General features: G+C 60.1%; 21 protein-coding genes and 1 pseudogene. 5 read left to right on the top strand and 17 right to left on the bottom strand.

Going from position 1 to position 20121, the window contains the following annotated elements; translation table 11 throughout:
- Positions 1-32: 32 nt before the first annotated feature.
- The 10 genes from GUY37_RS10590 to GUY37_RS10545 all read right to left on the bottom strand — a co-directional run bounded on the left by GUY37_RS10590 (position 33) and on the right by GUY37_RS10545 (position 8906).
- A complete protein-coding gene (locus tag GUY37_RS10590; protein WP_227492567.1) occupies positions 33-1466 on the bottom strand; it encodes an NADH-quinone oxidoreductase subunit N in 1434 nt (477 codons plus the stop codon).
- A 3-nt stretch (positions 1467-1469) separates the two neighbouring features.
- Positions 1470-2966 (bottom strand): complex I subunit 4 family protein, encoded by a 1497-nt coding sequence (locus GUY37_RS10585; RefSeq protein WP_227492566.1) that lies wholly within the window; start codon positions 2964-2966, stop codon positions 1470-1472.
- Positions 2963-4795: an NADH-quinone oxidoreductase subunit 5 family protein gene (locus GUY37_RS10580; RefSeq protein WP_208094670.1), complete on the bottom strand. Its 1833-nt coding sequence runs from the start codon at positions 4793-4795 to the stop codon at positions 2963-2965. Before GUY37_RS10580 ends, GUY37_RS10585 begins: the two co-directional genes overlap by 4 nt.
- Entirely contained in the window at positions 4792-5094 is a 303-nt protein-coding gene (locus GUY37_RS10575; protein WP_152346762.1) for an NADH-quinone oxidoreductase subunit NuoK, read from the bottom strand. Before GUY37_RS10575 ends, GUY37_RS10580 begins: the two co-directional genes overlap by 4 nt.
- Positions 5091-5654 (bottom strand): NADH-quinone oxidoreductase subunit J, encoded by a 564-nt coding sequence (locus tag GUY37_RS10570; protein ID WP_166825331.1) that lies wholly within the window; start codon positions 5652-5654, stop codon positions 5091-5093. Before GUY37_RS10570 ends, GUY37_RS10575 begins: the two co-directional genes overlap by 4 nt.
- Before the next feature lie 3 nt (positions 5655-5657).
- Positions 5658-6590 carry a complex I subunit 1 family protein gene (locus GUY37_RS10565; protein WP_152346760.1) on the bottom strand — a complete coding sequence of 311 codons (933 nt, stop codon included), beginning with the start codon at positions 6588-6590 and terminating at the stop codon, positions 5658-5660.
- Positions 6583-7800 carry a hypothetical protein gene (locus GUY37_RS19200; protein ID WP_166825328.1) on the bottom strand — a complete coding sequence of 406 codons (1218 nt, stop codon included), beginning with the start codon at positions 7798-7800 and terminating at the stop codon, positions 6583-6585. The genes GUY37_RS10565 and GUY37_RS19200 overlap by 8 nt, the downstream gene beginning before the upstream one ends.
- Positions 7791-8132, bottom strand: coding sequence for an NADH-quinone oxidoreductase subunit A (locus GUY37_RS10555; RefSeq protein ID WP_152346758.1), 342 nt, complete (start codon positions 8130-8132; stop codon positions 7791-7793). The genes GUY37_RS19200 and GUY37_RS10555 overlap by 10 nt, the downstream gene beginning before the upstream one ends.
- 75 nt (positions 8133-8207) lie before the next feature.
- Positions 8208-8576 carry a metal-sensitive transcriptional regulator gene (locus GUY37_RS10550; RefSeq protein ID WP_166825325.1) on the bottom strand — a complete coding sequence of 123 codons (369 nt, stop codon included), beginning with the start codon at positions 8574-8576 and terminating at the stop codon, positions 8208-8210.
- 117 nt (positions 8577-8693) lie between these two features.
- Entirely contained in the window at positions 8694-8906 is a 213-nt protein-coding gene (locus GUY37_RS10545) for a heavy-metal-associated domain-containing protein (RefSeq protein WP_152346756.1), read from the bottom strand.
- A gap of 199 nt (positions 8907-9105) precedes the next feature.
- On the opposite strand from GUY37_RS10545, the gene GUY37_RS10540 reads away from it, so the two are divergent.
- Positions 9106-9684: a CueP family metal-binding protein gene (locus GUY37_RS10540; protein ID WP_152346755.1), complete on the top strand. Its 579-nt coding sequence runs from the start codon at positions 9106-9108 to the stop codon at positions 9682-9684.
- Positions 9685-9763: 79 nt separating this feature from the next.
- Here GUY37_RS10540 and GUY37_RS10535 read toward each other — a convergent pair.
- The 7 genes and pseudogenes from GUY37_RS10535 to cmtR form a co-directional block, all read right to left on the bottom strand.
- Positions 9764-10373 (bottom strand): annotated as a pseudogene (locus tag GUY37_RS10535) (recombinase family protein).
- A 225-nt stretch (positions 10374-10598) separates the two neighbouring features.
- Positions 10599-11225, bottom strand: a complete 627-nt coding sequence (locus GUY37_RS10530) for a vitamin K epoxide reductase family protein (protein ID WP_166825322.1) — start codon at positions 11223-11225, stop codon at positions 10599-10601.
- Positions 11206-11826, bottom strand: a complete 621-nt coding sequence (locus tag GUY37_RS10525; RefSeq protein ID WP_092106876.1) for a DsbA family protein — start codon at positions 11824-11826, stop codon at positions 11206-11208. The genes GUY37_RS10530 and GUY37_RS10525 overlap by 20 nt, the downstream gene beginning before the upstream one ends.
- A gap of 492 nt (positions 11827-12318) precedes the next feature.
- Positions 12319-12843 (bottom strand): signal peptidase II, encoded by a 525-nt coding sequence (locus tag GUY37_RS10520; protein WP_166825320.1) that lies wholly within the window; start codon positions 12841-12843, stop codon positions 12319-12321.
- Entirely contained in the window at positions 12840-13439 is a 600-nt protein-coding gene (locus GUY37_RS10515; protein WP_009885365.1) for a cadmium resistance transporter, read from the bottom strand. Before GUY37_RS10515 ends, GUY37_RS10520 begins: the two co-directional genes overlap by 4 nt.
- On the bottom strand, positions 13439-15355 hold the full coding sequence (locus GUY37_RS10510) for a heavy metal translocating P-type ATPase (protein ID WP_062862466.1): 1917 nt from the start codon (positions 15353-15355) through the stop codon (positions 13439-13441). Before GUY37_RS10510 ends, GUY37_RS10515 begins: the two co-directional genes overlap by 1 nt.
- Positions 15352-15711 carry a Cd(II)/Pb(II)-sensing metalloregulatory transcriptional regulator CmtR gene (gene cmtR / locus GUY37_RS10505; RefSeq protein WP_009885367.1) on the bottom strand — a complete coding sequence of 120 codons (360 nt, stop codon included), beginning with the start codon at positions 15709-15711 and terminating at the stop codon, positions 15352-15354. The genes GUY37_RS10510 and cmtR overlap by 4 nt, the downstream gene beginning before the upstream one ends.
- A 293-nt stretch (positions 15712-16004) precedes the next feature.
- Between cmtR and GUY37_RS10500 the strand changes: the two genes are divergently transcribed.
- The 4 genes from GUY37_RS10500 (at position 16005) to GUY37_RS10485 (ending at position 19877) form a co-directional block, all read left to right on the top strand.
- On the top strand, positions 16005-16634 hold the full coding sequence (locus GUY37_RS10500; RefSeq protein ID WP_092106880.1) for a TlpA family protein disulfide reductase: 630 nt from the start codon (positions 16005-16007) through the stop codon (positions 16632-16634).
- Entirely contained in the window at positions 16631-17410 is a 780-nt protein-coding gene (locus GUY37_RS10495; RefSeq protein WP_166825317.1) for a cytochrome c biogenesis CcdA family protein, read from the top strand. Before GUY37_RS10500 ends, GUY37_RS10495 begins: the two co-directional genes overlap by 4 nt.
- 261 nt (positions 17411-17671) lie before the next feature.
- Positions 17672-18046, top strand: a complete 375-nt coding sequence (locus tag GUY37_RS10490) for a VOC family protein (protein WP_092106884.1) — start codon at positions 17672-17674, stop codon at positions 18044-18046.
- Positions 18047-18416: 370 nt separating this feature from the next.
- Positions 18417-19877, top strand: coding sequence for a tetratricopeptide repeat protein (locus tag GUY37_RS10485; RefSeq protein ID WP_166825314.1), 1461 nt, complete (start codon positions 18417-18419; stop codon positions 19875-19877).
- The last annotated feature ends 244 nt before the right edge of the window (positions 19878-20121 follow it).

Below are 20121 nucleotides of genomic sequence, written 5' to 3'. Positions count from 1 at the left end.
CCTGTTGTGCAGTTCCTGCGTCGGCATCGGCGTTAAATCAGCATCGGCCCCCCAAAAATCTGCCAGAAAAGGCCAGCGCCGATGCCGAGGGCCAAGCTGGTCACCGCCGCTACAGCAGCGGTCGCTGCAGGCCACCTCGCGGGCTCCGACGATGAGGGCGAAGTCGCTGAATCCGTGCCCATGGGCATGAACATCGGGCCGAACCACCTGAGGTAGTAGAAGAGGCTGAGCAGACTGTTGATCATCACCACAAGGGCGAGCCAGCCGTGGCCCCCATCCCAAGCAGCGGTGGCGGTGGTGAACTTACCGACGAATACCGCTAACGGTGGGATACCCACCAAGCCCAGCAATGACGCCAGCAGCGCCACCGCCAATCCAGGGCGAGTTCTGACCAAACCACGGTATGCAGACAGGTCACGGAACGTGGGAAGGGCAGCGGTGACGGCAAAGGCACCGATATTTGCAAGAGCATATGCGGCGAGGTAGAACAGCATCGAGGGCAGGGCGAGATCGCTGCGCCCGACGGACGAGATGGGAACGAGCAGGAATCCGACTTGGGCCACCGTCGACCAACCAAGAAGCCTGCGCGGGTCACGCTGCCAGTAGGCTGCGAGGTTGCCAAGAAACATTGAGGCCGTGGCCAGTATCGCCACGACGATCAACCAGGAGTCGTCTCCCACTGACACCGTGCTCACGAGTCGATAGAAGGCGATGAGTGCCCCGATTTTGGGCACGGTGGTGAGAAAGGCCGCTGCGGTAGCACCGGTGCCCTGCGCGGCGTCGGGCACCCAGAAATGAACGGGCACCCCACCTGCTTTGAAAAGTAGCCCGGCGAGCACACAGAACACACCGACACCCGCAGCAGCGGTAGGTTCCGCCTGCAGTGTCTGTGCCAGGCGCGCGTAGTCGGTGCCCCCGGTCAGTCCGTAGAGCACCGTAACTCCAAGCATGAGCATGATCCCGGACAGTGCTCCCAGGAAATAGGTTTTCATGGCGGCTTCGGCCCCGGCCGCCCTGCCAGTCAGCCCCACGATCGCGTAGAGAGGAATACTGGCCAGCAAAAATCCTATGATCAGAACGAGGAGATCGGTAGCACCTGCCAGGACCATCACACCGGTCGTGGCAAAGAGCAGCAAGGCGTAAGTATCCGATTCCCGAGGTGAGCCAGCGAGCTCGCCAGAGGCGACCCCCAGGACTAACAGGGTCGTCAGCGTAACAATCACTCGGGCAACCCCCGTAGCGGTGTCGACTGCAAAAGTGCCGGCGAACGCAGCTTGTGGCGGTCCCGTCATCACCAGTGCGGCTACGATCGCAGCACCGATCAGCGCTAAAGCAGCCACGGCACGGCTAACCCATTGCCGGTAGCGAGGCAGGAACGATCCGCCCAGCAGGACGACGAGACCACCAACAAAGAGGATGATCTCCGGAAGCAACAGTGTCGGGTGCATCTGCATCGACGCGTCCACTGTCTACCTCCCCACCAGATTCACGAGGGCGGTCGAGGCCGGCTCGATGACACCGAGAAGCGTCTGAGGCAGGACTCCGATGAGCACGGACAGCGACAGCAACGGACCGATCGACCACAGTTCTCGGCCACGAAGGTCACCAAACCCGATCGCCTGGCCCTGAGTGGAGCCGGTAAAGACTCGCTGGAACGCGCGCAAGAACAAGGCAGCCGTGACTAGGATCCCCAGCAGTGCGATCGCAGTGACCGGGGCGACCGCGATACTTCCGGCAAAAATCTGGAACTCAGCAATGAATCCCGACAGCCCAGGCAGGCCCAGAGACGCGAACGACGCGATCGCGAACATCGCCGCAAAACGCGGTGCAGGAGCCGCCAAGCCCCCATAGGAGCTCATGGCGTAGGTTCCAGCTCGAGCTTGCATCACTCCCGCCAGGAGGAAGAGCGCGGCGGTGGTCAGCCCGTGGCTGACCATCTGCACGACCGCCCCCGTCACAGCCACGGAACGGGCCTGAGCACTGTCGTCGCCGACGAGACCGACCGCACCCAAAGCCAGGATGATATAGCCCATGTGATTGACCGAGGTGTAGGCGATCATCCGTTTCAGGTTCGTTTGGGCCAGGGCCACAAACGCCCCATACAGAACCGAGACGATACCGACGATGATAATCACCCAGGCCCAGGATTGCCACGCCTCGGGCAGAATCGGCATAGCGATGCGCACGAACCCATACGTGCCCATCTTCAGCAGCACCCCAGCCAGCACAGCCGATCCGGTCGCCGGGGCATCGGTATGAGCCGGGGGCAACCAGGTGTGAAAGGGAACAGTGGGTGTCTTCACTGCCAGCCCCACCAGAATCGCAGCCAAAATCATCCCCCCTGCCATCGGGTTGCCTTTGAGAGGGTCGGCAGCGACGAGTTGAACAATGTCAAAGGTGTGGGGGTCTGAGAACACGTAAAGGCCGATGAAACCCAACAGCAGAGACAATGACCCCAGGAACGTGTAGAGAAAGAACTTCAGTGCCGAGCGGGCCGCGTTGCCATGGCCCCATCCGGCGATGATGAAGTACATGGCCACGATCGACAGGTCGAAGAACACAAAGAAGACAATGAGATCGGCGGCCACGAACAACCCGAGGCTGACGCCTTCGAGGAACAGAAACAGTGCCGTGTGTACCCGAGGCCGATCGGTGTTCTTCAATGCGTAGATGGCAGAGGCGAGGAAGACCACCGTCGTCATCGCCAGCAGAGACAAAGAGAGCCCGTCGACACCGACGTGATAGCTGCTGTTGACTCCCGGGATCCACGGCACCTGCTCGTCGAAGGCCAAACTATTCGGACCTGGATCTTTGTAGCCAGCCCACAGGATACCGACGAGGATCAGCTCCACGGCGCTGACAACCACCCACACCCAGCGGGCCGCTGCGGGCCCGATCGCGGGCACTGCCGCAACACCGGCAGCGACAATCAGGGGCAGGAAAACGATCAGACTGAGCATGTTCATCCCATCACGGTGTAGAAGGTCCAGATGACAGTACCGGTGGCGAGCACCACGACCATCTGCAGAAAGTACTGGTGGATCGCCCCGGTCTGCGGGAGTCGGGCCAGATGCCCGAGCCGGCCGATCCGACTGGCAATGGCAGTGACACCCTTATCGACTCCGTCGTCGTCGGCCCGGGCCACCGCGTGTGCTATCAAGATGGTGCTTTTGGCAAGGACAGCGACAGATCGGTCCACCACGTAGTCATCGAACCACGCCAGAACCCGCGCCAAGACCAATGTTGGGCGGACAATAATGACATGCGCGGCCGTATCCAATCCGAGCCAAGCACGTGCCCACCGTGGCTGCGGGGCACGCCACCAAAACATCACCACCACTACGATCACAGCGATCGCCGCTGAGGTAACCAGTTCGACTACCGAAACCTCACCCCGGCCACCGAGGACCTCGGTGAGGACACGCCCGAGTGGGGGAAGGGCGAGCACACTGAGTGTGGCCGCGCCGAGCGCGAGCACAACCAGTGGAGCTTGTTCCAGAACCGTTATCCCGCGAAGGCCCTTCGGACGAACGCCTGCGCGCGCACCGCGGGTCCATATCGTCGACAAAACCTTGCCCGCATAGGCCGCGGACAAGGCCCCCGCGACCAGTCCTGCTGCGTAGAGTAACGGTGAGGATTCGAGCGCGGCTGAGAGCACGGAATCTTTCGTCGCCCACAACGACAAAGGAGCGATTCCGGCCAACGCCAACGCCCCGACAGTCGCGGTGACACCGACGACCCGCCATCGGCGCGCCGCGCCTCGCAGCTGCGCCAGATCCTCGGTGCCCAACGCCTGCAACCACGCTCCCGCAACGAGAAACAACAGCGCCTTGACTGATGCGTGCGCAACCAAGTGGGCTGCTCCACCGCTAACGGCACCGACCCCGGCGGCAAGGACCACGAAGCCCAGCTGGGCAACCGTCGAGGCGGCCAACAATTGTTTGAGGTCCCGCTGCCCCAACGCCACGAACCCCATCAGCACCGCAGTGCCCACACCCGCCCAAGCTGTCACCGGTCCGGCCCAATCAGTTGAGGCCAGCAACGGTTCGATCCGCAGCAAGAGATATCCACCCATGGCGACCATCGTCGCCGAGTGCAGCAATGCGCTGACTGGGCTCGGGCCCTTCATCGCGCCTGAGAGCCAAAACGAGAATGGCAGCTGCGCGGCCTTACCCAACGCCGCGACCACAATCCCTGCCGCGATCACGTGTCGCCACGGGTCGGCAACCGAGGAAAGGTCGGTCAGCCTCATGCCGACTCCCCCGGCCAGAGCGGCACCGGCTGCGACATACAGGCCCAGGTCGGCGGTACGAGTTGTGATAAACGCCGTCAAACCTGCGGAGACACGGGTGGAGTCACGCCACCAGAACCCGATCAGGGCGTACGACGTAGCCCCCATCAGCTCCCAGGCGAACAGGAGCGCCGGAAGGCTTGCCGCTGTCGCGGTCACCAAAGCCGCGGCAGAGAAGATCAACATCAGTCCAAAGAAGCGAGACCGACCTGCGCGAATGGTGCCCGCAGCGAAGACCAGGACCAAAAACGTCACTGTCGCAACCATCGGCACAACTAGTCCCGCAAGAGCGTCGACGTCCAACGCGAAGTCGGCACCCGCGAGGAACGGGTAGGACACCTCCGGGCGGGTGGCAGCAGTGAAGAACGCCCCGATCGTCATCAGCCCGGCCGTCGCCACCGCGATCAACCCCGCACCGCGGTCGGCCCGGCTTATCACGAGCACGCCACCGACGGCTGCTGGAAGCACCACCATGGCCACGAGTGCCGCCTGCGGCCCGATCACTGAGACAACTCCTGAGACATGTCGGTCATATCCGTCTCCCGCCGACGATGCAACAACACGGCCACAGCAAAGCCCATCGCCATCTCCACCGTCATCGCAGCCAATATCACCAGCAACAGCACCTGTCCCGACGGGTCCGGTGCCAAAAACCACCAGAATCCACCAGCAGCCAGCAGCACCCCGTTGATCATCAGTTCCAGGCCCATCATCACCATCACGACAACCTGTTGAGACAGCGCACCGTAGAGTCCCACCGCGAATAATGCCGCAGCCACCACCAACACAGCTTCGAGAGTCATTGCTCCACACCTCGGTCCCAGGCATTGTCGACGTGAGGGCCACGCAGGTCATCGCCAAACCGGTCATAGCGAGTCCGATGCGAAGCCAGGACGACACCGGCGACGATCGTGGCGACCATGACAGCGCCCACTCCCGCCATGACCAGCATCTTCTCACCCATAATCTCCAACCCGAGTGCGCGTGTGAGGTCAGCAGGTGGCCCACTGCGACGCTGCGGCCACGGGATCAGAAGGGCACCTCCTGCCAACAGCACGAACACCGCGACTGACGTTGCGATTGCAGTCTTCTTCCCATGAGTCATATCCATGGGCATAAGTGCGGGATTCATCCCCATGAACATCACCATGTAGACAGCCATCACCGCCATCTCCATGACCATCATCAGGATCGTGATTAACCCCAGATAGTTCTGTTGCAGCAGGAGAATCTGCACACCCACGGCGATGAACGACACGGCCAGTGCATATGTGGCGCGCGCCATGGAATCGACCACGAACACGGCAAGACCGCTCGCCACAGCGATTATGGCCAGGGCCCAGAACGCAATTCCGATCAGCATGCTTCAGCCTTTCCCGACAACAACGACAGACACGACAAGGTCCTGAATCACAATGGCTGGGAGCAGAATCGTCCACCCGATCGTCATAAATCGATTGGGACGCAGGAAGGGAATCTTACGGCGTAGCCACACGAGAACGGCCAGGACTGCCATCGTCTTCAGCAGCACCCAGGTCCAGCCCGGCAGCCATGGTCCAGCTCCTCCTCCGAGGAACATGGGAACAGCGAACGCCGACCCAGCGGCCAAGAACAGGTAGCGACCGGCATGGAAGACCAAACGATCGACGGCGGACAACTCTGCTCCCGCACCACCAACGATGTCGGTGGCCACGGCCGCGGCGAACGGCCCCCAGACCGAAAAGCCCATCACTCCGATCAGATAGATCAGGAATGCCACAGGCATCCATACTGCGAACCACAGCTCGTCCTCTTGAGCGGCGGCAACGGCACCGACTCGGAGGCTGCCAGCGGCGATGGCCGGGGCTACCAGAGCAAACATCAAGGGCAGTTCATAGGCCAGGCCGTGAGCGAGGAACCGATAGCCGCCTATGAGACTGTGCGTCGAATTGGCTCCCCACCCGGTGATCCACACCAGCGCCCAGACCATAACGTCGATGGTGTTGAACCACACCACACCGACATCGAGATCGGTCAGCGTCCAAGAGCCGAAGGGGATGACAGCAATCATCAGGAACGCGCCGGTGAACATTCCCATCCCACCGGTTCTCCACAGCATGGTGTCTGCGGCCACGGTGGTGCGCCTGCGCTGACGCAGTAGCCGAGCGAAGCGATTGTGCACCCATCCGCCGTGAGCACCGTGAGCGCGGGCCGATAGACCCGCATCGAGTGCGACAGCGAAGATCGCGAGTCCGCACAAAAGGGCCCCGGCTACCACAGACCACACGGCAGGAACGGTCACTAGATTACTCTCAGTCATGCGCTACCCCATGAGCCGGGAGGGGTTGCAGATTCACACTGGCAACGCCAAGCCGCAGGGTCGCGAGTTCGAGACCGATGACCAGGTCTGGCAGGACCTGCCAGGAAACGTCGTCGTCAACCGTCGGGCCCCCACCGTCGACTGCGACCTGAATTCGAGTGAGGGTGCGAAGCATTCGATCATAGGCATCTCCCCGGCAACTAGCAGGCAAACCGTATCGTTGACATTCGAGATGATCAAGGACGAGGACTCGGCGCAGGGACCCGCGCAACAACCACGATCTCCGGATCGCACGGTGCAGGCGTTCGAGCCCATCATGGGCCTCGGAATGATCACCGCGCAACAGGTGGTCCCTGGTCTGGCGGGCTCGAGCAGCCAGATCGTCAGCTCCGGCAAGGGCCAGCAGCGACATCACGTTGTCGCACCGCATTGCAGGGCTGAGTCCAGGAGCAGGCACAGGTGAAGTGTGACCATCAACGATGGAGGCGTCGGAGTCGACGACCACATCGCCTTGCAATGTGCAGTTCATGGCCAGACCGGCTGGCCAATAGGCGAGGATCGGGCCAAGTGTGAGGTGCAAGACATCCATCTCAAGACCGTCTCGATCCGGCCCGCCTTGAGCTAAGGGGATCCCGCCGGGAGACATCTCCATGTCACCATGATCGCTGTGATCCATTCCGCCGTGGCCGCTATCGTCGATGTCGGCGTGGTCACTGTGGCCCATGTGACCGTGGCCATTGTGGTCCATGTCGGTGTGGCTGTCGTGGTCCATTCCGCCGTGATCGTCATCCATGGTGTCGTGGCTACTGTGGCTCATGGCGTCATCGCTGCCGTGGTCCGTGTCATCGTGGGGAAGCCGAGGTTCTTGTGGCCGCGAACTCGCGTCATGCTTGTGGTGCGTGGTGTCGATGTAGAGGGTTATGGCATCGTCGAGAGCAGAGCTGACAGTACTGGTTGAGGGCATATCGGCATGAACCCGGGGCCCGGGCATCTGTTCCCAGAGTCGGTCCACCAATTGTGTGAGCTCGGGCCCCGGCACCCCACAAACTGCGAGCACGTCCGCATCTGCTGGACTCCATGCACGCCGCCAGCCACGACGCAGCATCTGGTCTTCGAGTTCCACCCGCGTCGACCACTGACCCGGCACCTCGACGACGAGCACCCGAATGGCGGGCACCGCCAATTTCGCCAGCATCTGGGTTATACCCATCGGAAGGCCCCTTCCCGCCAGGCCCACGCGACGGCAACCAGGAGCGCTCCAAGAAACAGGAACATCTCGATCACAGCAGAGATGCCCTTCTCGGCCACAACGACCGCCCACGGATACATGAACAACATCTCGACATCGAAGGCGAGGAAGACGATTGAGGCCAGGTACCAACGCACATGAAATCGGGACAGGGCGTGTTCTTGTGGAAACCACCCAGACTGTGCTGGAAGCACTGTCAACGATTGAGCATGCACGCTGGTAGTTCGGTGAAGACCGTAGATGAGCACGACAGCGATCATCGCAAACAGACCCATACCTAGGATCCCGTACATGAGAGACCGTCCTTCCCCGCCATTGAGGCAAACACAACCAACACTGACCAGTCGGGTCAACAGCGTGCGGCTGGCTCAGCTGCGCATCAACCGACTGATGGCTTCAGACACTTCGTCGAGCTTGTCATCAGCGTCTGCTCCACCGTCTTTGACCGCGTCGACGACGCAGCTGCGCATATGGTCGTCGAGGAGACCTCGGGCAACGTTGCGCAACGCGGATTGGATGGCCGAGACCTGAGTAAGAATATCGATGCAATACTGCTCTTCATCGACCATCCGTCCGATACCGCGCACCTGGCCCTCGATGCGCGCCAGACGTCGTTGGTACTGCGCTTTGTCGCGAATATATCCGTGCTCATGACCAGCACCATGGCAAGCGGAAGCCTCTTCAACGTCGTTTTCCTGTGGGGGTGTGATGTCGATCGAGTCTTGCGATTTCGCCATTGGTTGCTCCTCAGACTTCATTCCATATTGGAAAGTCGTGATTGACCCGAACCGAATATGAATCAGGGCAGGTGGTGCCCGAAGGGCTGCAGGTAGGGATGCTAGAAATCATCGGCTCTATGCCGGTACCGCTTGATAGCCGGCTTCCTCCACCGCATTCACGATGGCCTCAGGGTTAACGTTCGTTGCCGACGTCACGACGAGCCTTCCGGTCTGGTGGGAAACCTCGACGTTGGTCACGCCCGTTATCTCCTGGACTTCCTCACGCACAGACATTTCGCAATGACCGCACGTCATCCCGGAAACGATGAACTCACTGTTCTCACTCATCTTGGACCTCCATCATTGAATACCTAGGGTAGGTATTATCTGGGGCTGACGATATACCCATAGAGGGTATGGTTGTCAATGGAAATCAGGCCAGTTATATTTTGTGGCACATGACACGAATGTGACCTGCGGCAACGATCAGTCGTATCCGATCATGACCGTATGAGGCAGAGCCCCGAGTGGGACGTAAGGAGATGATGTGAAACGACGAGGAATTGCCATTGCAGCGCTCACACTGCTACTGGCTGGTTGTGCAGCCGACGATTCTCAAGAAAGGTCAGAGGTCGATCCGGTCTCGTCGGAGGAATTTCTCTCCGATCACGGACTGGCAGGAATGGACGCGGTTGAGGCCATCGACCATCTTGACCAGCTCGCAGTCACCGATCGTCCAAGCGATCTGATGGCATCGATCTATCCTGATGAACTCGTGCTAGCGGGCGAAGCGCAGGAGGTGACACTCGATCTACCAGCAGAGAAATCATATGTGTCGATTGCCCCTTATGTGAACACCACTCACGAGTGCTTCTATCACAGCCTCACCACCTGCCAGGGAGAACTCGGCAACGAGGACCTCGACGTCCAGATCACCGATAAGTCCACCGGCGACGTCGTCGTCGATGAACCAGCGACGACCTTCGATAACGGTTTCGTCGGTTTCTGGGTACCGAGCGATATCGAGGGAACCATCAAAGTCAGCCATGAAGGCAAGACTGGCTCTACCACCTTTTCCACCACCGAAGATGGTGCTACCTGCGTCACTGATCTTCATCTCACTTAGGCCGCATTCGCCGTCTTGCGGCTACTTGATCCAGAAGCAGCGGCCAGCGAAGTCCGCTTTCCTCAGTCTGCGCTTCGTTTTACCGCTCGAGGAGCTTGGCCCCATCGGTGCGGAGCTCACCAGTTGGGGAAACATGGCGGTATAACGTCTGACGAGTTACCCCAATTTCCACGCAAAGGTCACCGACATTGGTGCCGGGTTGTCCCATCGATGCCATTGCGAGGCGAACTTTGGCCGGGGTCATCTTAAAAGGCCTACCTCCCTTACGACCCCGCGCGCGCCGAGGCCAGACCAGCTTTGGTGCGCTCAGAGATGAGTTCACGTTCAAATTCGGCCAACGCCGCAAAAATTCCGAACACCAGTTTGCCCGACGCCGTGGTCGTATCGATCGCAGCACCTTGGCCAGTAAGCACCTTAAGCCCCACCCCCCGCTCGGTGAGGTCATGGACGATGTTGACCAAATGGCGCAAGTCTCGGCCAAGACGGTCGAGCTTCCACACGATCAACGTGTCTCCTGAACGAAGAGCCTTGAGACATGCGATCAGTTGTGGTCGGTCGTCCTTCTTGCCTGAAGCTCTGTCTTCATACAATTGCGCATCATCGACACCCGCAGCAGACAACGCGTCCCGCTGGAGATCGGTGGTCTGCGATCCATCAGCTTTCGACACTCGAACGTATCCAACCAGCATGTCCATACCTCACCACTTATACGTTCGTTTATGTGACACCAGAACTGTTGCGTCGCCGCCATCGGAAAAATGTCATTTAACCTGTGAGCTTCAGCGATGAATGGCGGTTGTTTTACAGACTGAGATGGCGGCTCAAGTCGAGAAGGATTAATAGGCGAGTCTCTTCCGGTCCATATCGTGGTCGTCGAGACTACCTAGAGCGGTGACGACTCATCGCGTTGAGGATCACACGAGAGTGGACCAGTAGTCCCAGAAGCGGTTGGCGATCAAAACGATGATGAGGAGGAACCAGCCAGTCAGGATCGCTCCACGGTATTCGTGGAGCAGGTTGATCCACTTTTGTCCCTTGCTCAGTGATCTGAGGTTTCGGGTAGAGGTGTACCAAAAGATGGGGATCGTCACTGCCCACACTGCCATGCAGTAGGGACATAGTGCCCCGATGACGTAGAGGCTCTGATAGATCAACCAGTGCACGAAGATGACCGCGAACGTGACACCGATCTGAATGGTGGCCCAGTACCAGGCGGTGTATCGCCCTCCAGCGAAAAGACCTACGCCGATAGCCGCGACGATGGCGAAACCTGCGACGCCGATGATCGGGTTGGGAACACCAAATGCCGCGGCTTGCGGAGTCGCCATTACCGAGCCACAGGAGAGAACTGGGTTGACGTTGCAGCTGGGGATATAGTCCGGATTGGCGGCCAGTGTCATCTTCTCCACCAGCAACACCACAGCCGCTATCAACCCGATGAGCCCGCCTACGACGAATAACGCTGCCAGGCCACGGGACGACGTGACCGGGGTTTCTTGTGTCTCCGTCTCGTTGCCGGTCTCAGTCTTGGAGGGCAGCATCGAAAGCTTCCTCCAGGTCAGTGACGCTTTCGGGTTGGAGCTTCTCGCCGTCGAGGAAGAACGTTGGCGTGCCGGTGACTCCGAGGGCCTGCCCGTCCTTCTGGCTCTGCTCAACGCGTTCGAGAGTGGCCGGATCATCATAGGCTGCGGTGAACTGGTCCATGTCCAGGCCGAGTTCCTTAGCGTAACCAGAGAACTTCTCGCGTTGTGATGTCTCCTGGTGGCCCCATTCGTCTACCGTTTCGAACAAACGTTGATACATCGCCTCGAACTCGCCCTGTTCAGCAGCCGCCTCGGCGGCCAGGGCTGCGTTGACGGAGTTGTTATGTAAGGGCATATGACGCACGACGAATGTGACACGGTCCCCGTATTCCTTTCGCAGGTCCTCGATGACCGGGTAAAGAGACAGGCAGCCTTCGCACTCGAAATCAAGGAACTCCACGAACACGGCTTCGCCACCCTTAGACAAGCGGGGGCTGTCATCGCGGACCAGTAAGTCGGCGGTGTCTGCACTGGTGGGTGCGGTGTCCGATTGTGGTTCGTTGCTGTCGTCATTGAACACCAGCAGACCGGCGAGGACGAGGGCGGCGACGCCGATCATTGCTAGCGAGATTTTCACGCTGCGGCTCAACGGTCGCTCACTTTCACGTAGGTCTTCGAGGATGGCATCATGCTGGCATCACTCACATCGGATGGGTGGAAAAACTGCGGTTCGTGTAAACGGATCTGCGCTCAATGACAATGACAACCGCCCTTGCAATCTCATGCACCAGTCTGGAAGCCACAATATTGAGAACAGCGATGGAGAACGGAAGGCATCATGATGCTATCCAGAACCCAAAAGACATATCCAGTCACTACTGGTCGCCCAGTCTTGGCTGGATCCAGGCTTAGGGCATCGTTCTCACGATTGTGATTGTAAATTCGACCGCGGCTGACTTCACTGTAAATGCTGATCCGCCTGCCGGAACTCTCGATGCTCAGTTGCTCGCGTTGGTGCGCACGTACAGTGCTTCGGCGATCCTGCGGTCGAGCACCTCCCAGTACGAGCGGCCGTCGAGATACTGCAGCCTGATCTCGATTGGTCATCATTTCAATTCTGGTCGTCGCGGATCATGAAGAGCGTTCCTGCAACCGCTACTATGACGATCACGATGTCAGCGATGTTGCCGATGAACCAGTTGCCGTAGGCGAGGAAGTCCGCGACGTGCCCCTGCGCGAATCCTGGTTGGCGGAAGAGTCTGTCTCCGGCGTGCGAGGCGGCGGCCCCGCCGAGCGCACCGATCCCCACCGCCCACCCGGGCCGTCGGACACGAAACGCGAAGACAAGCGCGGCAATGGCGACGGCCACGGCCACCAGAGCAAACACCCAGGTGAACCCCTCGCCGAAGGAGAACGCCGCGCCGGGATTGTAGGCGAGCTGCAAGCCCAGCAGGTCACCGACCAGCGGGATTCGCTCACCCTCGATGAGCGTGGCCTGGGCCCACGCTTTCGTTCCCTGATCGATTAGGACGACGACCAGGGCCAGCAGGAGCGACGCTGCGGTGAGCCGCCAGCGCCCCCTCTGCGGCGGCTCTACCGACGCCGGCTCAATGTCGGAGGTCGCGTCCGGGGTCATGCGAGGGCCTCGATGAGGCGGATGATGACGCCGGACTCGACCAGGATGAACAGGCCCAGTCCGATGAACACGACCGGGACGAGCCAGTGCTCGACGCGTTCGAGCGTTTCGGTGACGGCCTTGTGAGTTCCGATTAGGCGTCCGGCCGCGCACCACACGGCGACGAGTATCAGGAATACGACGATCATGATCGTGACGTCGCCGGGCGAGCTGGTGCGGAAAATGGGCGTGTAGAGCGAGATATTGTCGGCCCCGTTGGCGATCGTGATCCCGGCGACGCCCCACAGCCCGACCGCGGCGATCTTGTCATCGTCATCGCCGTTGCGGCGCAAGCCGCGCACGAGGGCCCAGATACCGATGCCGAGCGGGATCAAGCCGAGGAATCCCACCCACTCATCCGGGATGATCGTGAGACCGAGCGCAGCGACCACGCTGATCACGACGAGGGTGATGAACCCGAGGTACTGGCCCACGACGATCTGCCATGGACGAAGCTGGCCTCGGCGAGAGGCGAGGAACAGCACTGTGAGCACGACGATGTCGTCAATGTTGGTCGCAGCGAACAGTCCGATCGCTGATCCGATGGTCGTGAGCATCAGCTCTCCAATCGTGATCTGCGGGTGCGGGCAGCACGCAGACCGTTGAGGATCACGACGACCTCCGCGACCTCATGGACCAGGACGACAGTGGCGAGCCCCAGGACCCCAAACAGGGCCAGAGGGAGCAGTACGGCGATAATCAGCAGCGACAGAATGATGTTCTGATTAATGATCCGCCGACCACGGCGGGCGTGATCGAACGCACGCGGGATCAGGCGGAGGTCGTGGCCGGTGAAGGCGACGTCGGCGGACTCGATCGCTGCGTCGGAGCCGGTAGCTCCCATCGCGATGCCAATATCCGCGGCCGCGAGAGCCGGGGCGTCGTTGATGCCGTCTCCGATCATCGCGACTGACCCCACCTTCGACAGATCACCGATCGCAGCAGACTTGTCCTCGGGACGCAGCTCCGCGCGCACGTCATTGATGCCCGCCTGGCCAGCCAGCGCACCAGCGGTCCGGGCGTTGTCTCCGGTGAGCATCGTCATCCCAATGCCCTGATCCGCGAGCGTGCCGACGACCTCGGAGACTTCAGGGCGCAGCTCATCACGGACACCAACCGCCGCGGCCGGGAAGCCGTCGCGGTGGACGATCACGACGGTCATGCCTTGCTCTTCCAGGGTTGAGACCTGGCCACCGAGCTCGCCGGCGTCGAGCCAGCGGGGGCTGCCGACGGTGATACGAGCGCCGTCGACAATGCCTTCGACGCCGTATCCGGTCTGCTCGGTCACGTTCGCAGCTGCGGGCACACCGGGTGCAGATGCCGTGATCGCTGCCGCGAGGGGATGCGTGCTGTGCTGCTCCAGCGCCGCCGCCCAGGCCAGCGCCTGCGTCTCAGCAACGCCGTCCACGGTCAGGACGGCGGTGACCGCGGGCTCGTTGCGGGTCAGGGTGCCGGTCTTGTCGACGGCGACGTGCCGGATCGTGCCGAAGCGCTCGAAGACGGCACCGGACTTGATGATCACGCCGAACTTGCTCGCCGCACCGATCGCGGCGACGACCGTCAACGGCACCGAGATCGCCAACGCACATGGAGAGGCGGCGACCAGCACGACGAGCGCACGCGTGATCCACACATCCGGGTCACTCAACAGCGACCCAAGGATCGCGACCACCGCAGCGAGGATCAGAACGCCGGGCACCAGTGGACGGGCGATCCTGTCCGCGAGACGAGCACGCTCGCCCTTCTCCGTCTGTGCCTGCTCCACCAGCTCGACGATCGTGGTCAGCGAGTTATCGGTGCCCGCCGCAGTCGTCTCGACCTCCAGCGCGCCCGAGCTGTTGATCGCGCCCGCCGACACCTCATCACCCGGATCGACCTCGACCGGAATCGACTCCCCAGTGATCGCCGACGTATCCAGGCTGGAGCGCCCCGAGCGGACGATCCCATCGGTCGCGATCCGCTCGCCTGGGCGGACGAGCAAGATTTGCCCGGCAACCAGCTCCTTCGCGGGGACCTCGACGGAGACGCCGTCGCGCAACACGATCGCCGTCTCCGGCACGAGCTTCAGCAACGCCCGCAACCCGCCCCGGGCGCGGTCCATCGCCTTATCCTCCAGCGCCTCAGCGATCGAATACAGGAACGCCAGAGCCGCAGCCTCCTCGACATACCCGAGGATGACAGCGCCGATCGCACTGATCGACATCAACAGCCCGATACCGAGCTTGCCCTTGAAAAGCTTCCGGATCGCTCCCGGAGTGAACGTCGACGCGCCCAGCAACAGACCGATCCAGAACAGCACAAGCCCCAGGATCTCGAGGGCGGACCAATCGAAGATCAGCCCGGTCAGGAACGCAACGCCGGAGAACACCGGCACCATGATTCCGCGATCCTTCCACCAGGGTCTCTCTACTTCTTCGATTTCCTCTCCCGCCGTGGCAGCAGGCTCGTGCTCGCAGCCGCACGCCGCGCTCACGCGTCGGCCCCCGCTCCGCAGCACCCCGGCACTATGCACGCCGAATCCACGCACGGCGCGTGCTCATCCACGGCCAGCGTCACGTCCACCAGCGCGACGAGCGCAGCAGCGAGGTGCGGATCGGCGATCTCGTATCGCGTCTGTCGGCCCTCCGGCTCAGCGACCACGATCCCGCAATCGCGCAGGCAGGTCAGATGGTTCGACACGTTCGAACGCGTCAATTCCAACTCTCGAGAGAGCACAGCCGGGTAACTCGGAGCGTCGAGCAGCGTCATCAGAATCTTGGAGCGCGTCGGATCCGCCATAGCCCGGCCGAGCCGGTTCATGACGTCGAGGCGTGAAGCAATAGTCAGCATGTACTGAACTATACAGTGCCAGCTGACCTATGTGTAATCTAGAGTCGCATGCTTGATCACCGATACCGTGAAGCCGTTTTTGACCCACAGTGGTACACAAAGAGGCTCAACGGTAAGCGCTGCGGCGCGGAAGCGGATATGCCCAATAAGGAATGGCCATCACCCTCCTGCCTGCTCGGCGGTGAGCTTAGACAGCTGTGATCCATATCCCCGCTGGCAGGCCATGTGATTCGAGTCTGAATTCTACGAATTGTAGAATTATCTTAAGAATTCATACTGCCCAAGGAGCCAACGTGCAAAACACCTATGCGCAGCGATCGCGACTTCGATCCTTTTCCCGCCTGGCCTACGGGAGCGCTTTGCTCGCGGTCACGCTGGGTGCGATCACCGGATGCGCTCCCGCCGACAAAGGCGTCGAGGACACTTCCGGATCAAATGATCAGGGGTACGTGGCGGGCACGGGAGTGATCACGCAGATTCCCGAATCGCAACGCTCAACACCCGTGCAGCTGGCCGGAAACACGACGAACGGGGATGCCTTCGACCTACAAGAATGGCAGGGTAGCCCAGTGGTATTGAACTTGTGGTACGCAGCGTGCCCACCGTGTCGAGAAGAGGCACCAGACCTTCAGGAAAGCTACGAATCGTTTAGCGAGGAGGGAGTGGCCTTCCTGGGAATCAATGTCCGAGATGAAGCTGCTGCGGCAAACGCATTTGCTCGACAATTCGGCATCACCTACCCCTCCATGCTCGACAAAGAAGGGCGGGCAGTGGCGGCCTTGAGCGGTCTTCTTCCACCGCAGGCCGTACCGTCGACGGTGATTCTCGATTCCAAGGGCCGTCCTGCTGCTCGTGTCGTCGGGATCGTCGATCGCTCGACTCTTGATGGCCTCATCACTGACGTACTTGCCAAAGACACGTGATCGCTGTGGCAACGATCGGTGAACAGTTCTCACAGATAGCAAGCTCGGGCCCGATGCTGCTGGCAATCCCGATTGCTGTGATCGCCGGGATCATCTCGTTCCTGTCGCCATGCGTGTTACCACTGGTGCCTGGCTATCTTGGCTATGTCACTGGACTTGCCGGGAAGTCACTCGAAGATCAGAAGACATTCCGCGTGGTCATTGGTGTGTTCTTGTTCATGCTCGGCTTTTCGGCAGTCTTCGTCTCAATTGGACTCGTCTTTTCTCTCACAGGGATACTTCTCAGCGCCTGGGCGGACGTGATCAATCGCATCATGGGTGCGATCGTCATCGTGGCAGGGATCATCTTCATGGGCGGATTGAGTCTCCTCCAGCGGGAGTGGCGTATCAAGAGCCGCCCTCAGGCGGGATTGTGGGGAGCACCGCTTCTCGGCGGAACGTTCGCGTTCAGCTGGGCCCCGTGCATGGGGCCGACATTAGCGGCAGTACTTGCTTTGACGACCAGTTTCGGGCCGACAGGATCCGGTGCCTTGCTTCGCGGGACCATATTGACCCTCAGTTATTGCCTGGGTCTTGGCATTCCCTTCCTGCTTGTCTCTTTGCTACTCATCAGAGGCGGCGGTCGCATGAGGTGGGTCAAAGATCATCATGCAGCAATTACCCGTGCGGGAGGGGCCGTTCTCATCGGAATCGGAATACTGCTGATCACTGGAGTATGGACTCAATGGGTCAACGGACTGCAGGGGCTTATCGGTGGATTTTCCACCGTGGTCTGAAATGACCGTTCACTGACACATGGATTCAAGTCTGAAGAGTGAGCGCAGATATCTCTCGAAAACCTTTAATTTTATAAGACGGTCGAATCGAAGGACCGGCACCATCATGAAGGCTCGAAATTGCGGTCTTGGAATTGTCTCGACAACTCGTCTCGCAGAAAACTGTCTCATAGTCGCGACACCTCGGGCTTTGTAAGTCATTCTGGGATACACGCGAGTTAGTGCCGCATTGTTGCCTTAGGTCGGAAGTAGGGTGGGCCCATGACGAGTCGAGTTGGGGACCTCGTTGTCAAGGCCCAAGACCCAGATCGGCTGAGCCGATTCTGGTGCGAAGCGCTCGGATACGAGGTTTCAGCCAAGGACGAAACTGGAGTCGCGATCTCCGGAGCGTCGAATGCCCCGGCGATTCTCTTCGAGCGCTCGGACGATACTTTCGCGGATGGAACTCTGCATCTCGATCTGTGTCCTACCGACCGGAGTCAAGAAGACGAGCTCGAGAGGCTCTTGTCTCTAGGTGCGAAGCCAACTGACGTAGTGCCGTCAGGTAGCTGGTACGTCCTCGCGGATCCGGAAGGCAATAAATTCTGTCTCATGGCCAGGCGCATCCCAAGGGAGCCTGAAGACTTTCACGATTGATGCGGGCTAGTCGCGCAGCGCGGGAGGGAGCTCGACATTCAATTCTTGTCGGGTAGTCCATAAAAGAATGCGGAAATCGTGAACTCAGTACCGCCACGAAGTGTTGACAGAACACCGCCAATTATCGCTGAAGCTCACAGACAGGCGTGTCGAGCGAAATCCGATCGGAGGCTCCAGCGAGACGTATCGTATCCCTAGCGTTTCGATACAGCCTGGTTGCATGGCAAATCAGGCACATCGGCGACCATCGCAACAAACAAGCGGACGGACATGGTCGCCGGATAGAAATGCTCGTTGTCTGATCCTCTCGCGGATACGCGAAACCAAGAGCCCAGTGCCTTCACCAGAAGTGGTGGGCTAACATGCGTTCATGAGCGATAGAGGCCCTCTCCAAGTCTTTTTGGCGTCACCCAGCGATCTCGGAAGAGAGCGATCACTGGTGTATTCAATCATTGATCGGTACAACTCGACTCGACGTCGCAGCGGCGAACGCACATACAATTTAGTCGGTTGGGAGAACGACAGCCGAGGCACGGTTCGGCGGCCACAAGATCAAATCAACGAGCTCATTGCTAGCAGCGAGTTCATGATTGTTCTATTCAAAGAGTCTTGGGGTAGCGATCCAGCCAGCCCTTTCGGATACACCTCGGGGACGGAAGAAGAACTATTTACAGGCCTACTCGCGCTCGGCGAGATTGAGCAACCGCTGGAAGACATCTGGGTTGGATTCGTCGAATCTCCAACGCCGGCGATGGAGATATCAGAACTGCGCACTCAGTTAGAGAAGCGGCACGCGCTGAGATACGAGACCCTTACCGATGAGCTGGACCTTGAGCGCAAGCTTAGTGATCGGCTTGCGGGGTGGCAGAAAACTGCGGGGACTAAGACGGCTCGCCAAATCGATCTGAAGCCTCGTTCAGGCCGAAATATATTGGGCGCGGCGAAGCTCCGCCATGATGGCGAGAGCTTCATCCGGCTTGGTCGGGTTGACCTGGGTTTGGAGAAACTCAAGACCGCGGCAACCGTCGGGGGCCCTCTTGAGCAATTAGCGTACGCTCGCACTCTCGGACGTCGTGGCCTCTTCGAAGACGCGCTCGTACAGGCGGAACGGGCGATTGAGGTGATTCTGGACGGCTCCGTTGAACTGAATTCGACTCTCGCAGGCGAAGCGTTCGTGACCGAGGCGGGAATCTTGCGTCGCAAAGGGATGGATTTAGATGCGATTAACCGACTCGGCATTATCCTCGGGGAACTCGACGGCCGGGCCGCAGCCGCGTGGCAAGTACGGGCGCGAATCCTCGACGAGCGGGGGCTGGCTTATCAGCGACAGGAGCGTTTGACGGAGGCGAGCGATGACTTCGTCGAGGCGTACGAATTGCGCTTGAAGTACGCGCGCAGCCTGGACATCGCCCAGTCACAAGTGAACCTGATCCGGCTAAAGAACCGGGAGCGGGATTTTGACGCCGCAGAATCGTATGCGACAAGCATGTTGGAAACCCTGAAAGGGACAACGCCATCGGACCTACATGCCAATGCTTGGACCTCGATCGCTCAACTCAAGCTGCGACAGGGCCTCGCCACCGAGGCGATTCCCTATGCGCTCCAAGCGCTACGACTGAACGAGCAAACCGCGCACACCTCGGGGATCGCGAAGTCACTGATTGTTCTGACTCAGTGCTCCCGTGCAGCGGGTAATTTCGAAGAAGCTCGTCACTACGCCGAGCGCTGTGTGGAAGTCAACAATTCAATGGGCAACGTGCAAGGCGCGAAAAAAGCGCGATGGCAATTGGACCAGCTGCCCTCTGAAGAAAATCAGAGTCGGAGGATTTAGAATACCCGGCGGCCCGTCGCATCAACTTGCAAGTAGGTGCGGCTCGGCCAGAGGAATGCTGTGAGGCGCCCGCTTTTGTCGGTGCTTCCGCTTCCGGTGTCGATTTGGGCGCTAGACAATATGAGGGAAAGGTGGGGCCGGGGCCTCCGTGCATCAAAGGAATCGTGGGTTACCCAGCCACTGCCACCGTCCTACCGGGAACACCGGATTCGGGTGTGTACTGGTAGAGCCACATTTGAGCTTT

The organism is Brevibacterium limosum, from assembly GCF_011617705.1.
GTDB classification, from domain to species: domain Bacteria; phylum Actinomycetota; class Actinomycetes; order Actinomycetales; family Brevibacteriaceae; genus Brevibacterium; species Brevibacterium limosum.
This window is presented reverse-complemented; position numbering and strand designations above follow the sequence as displayed.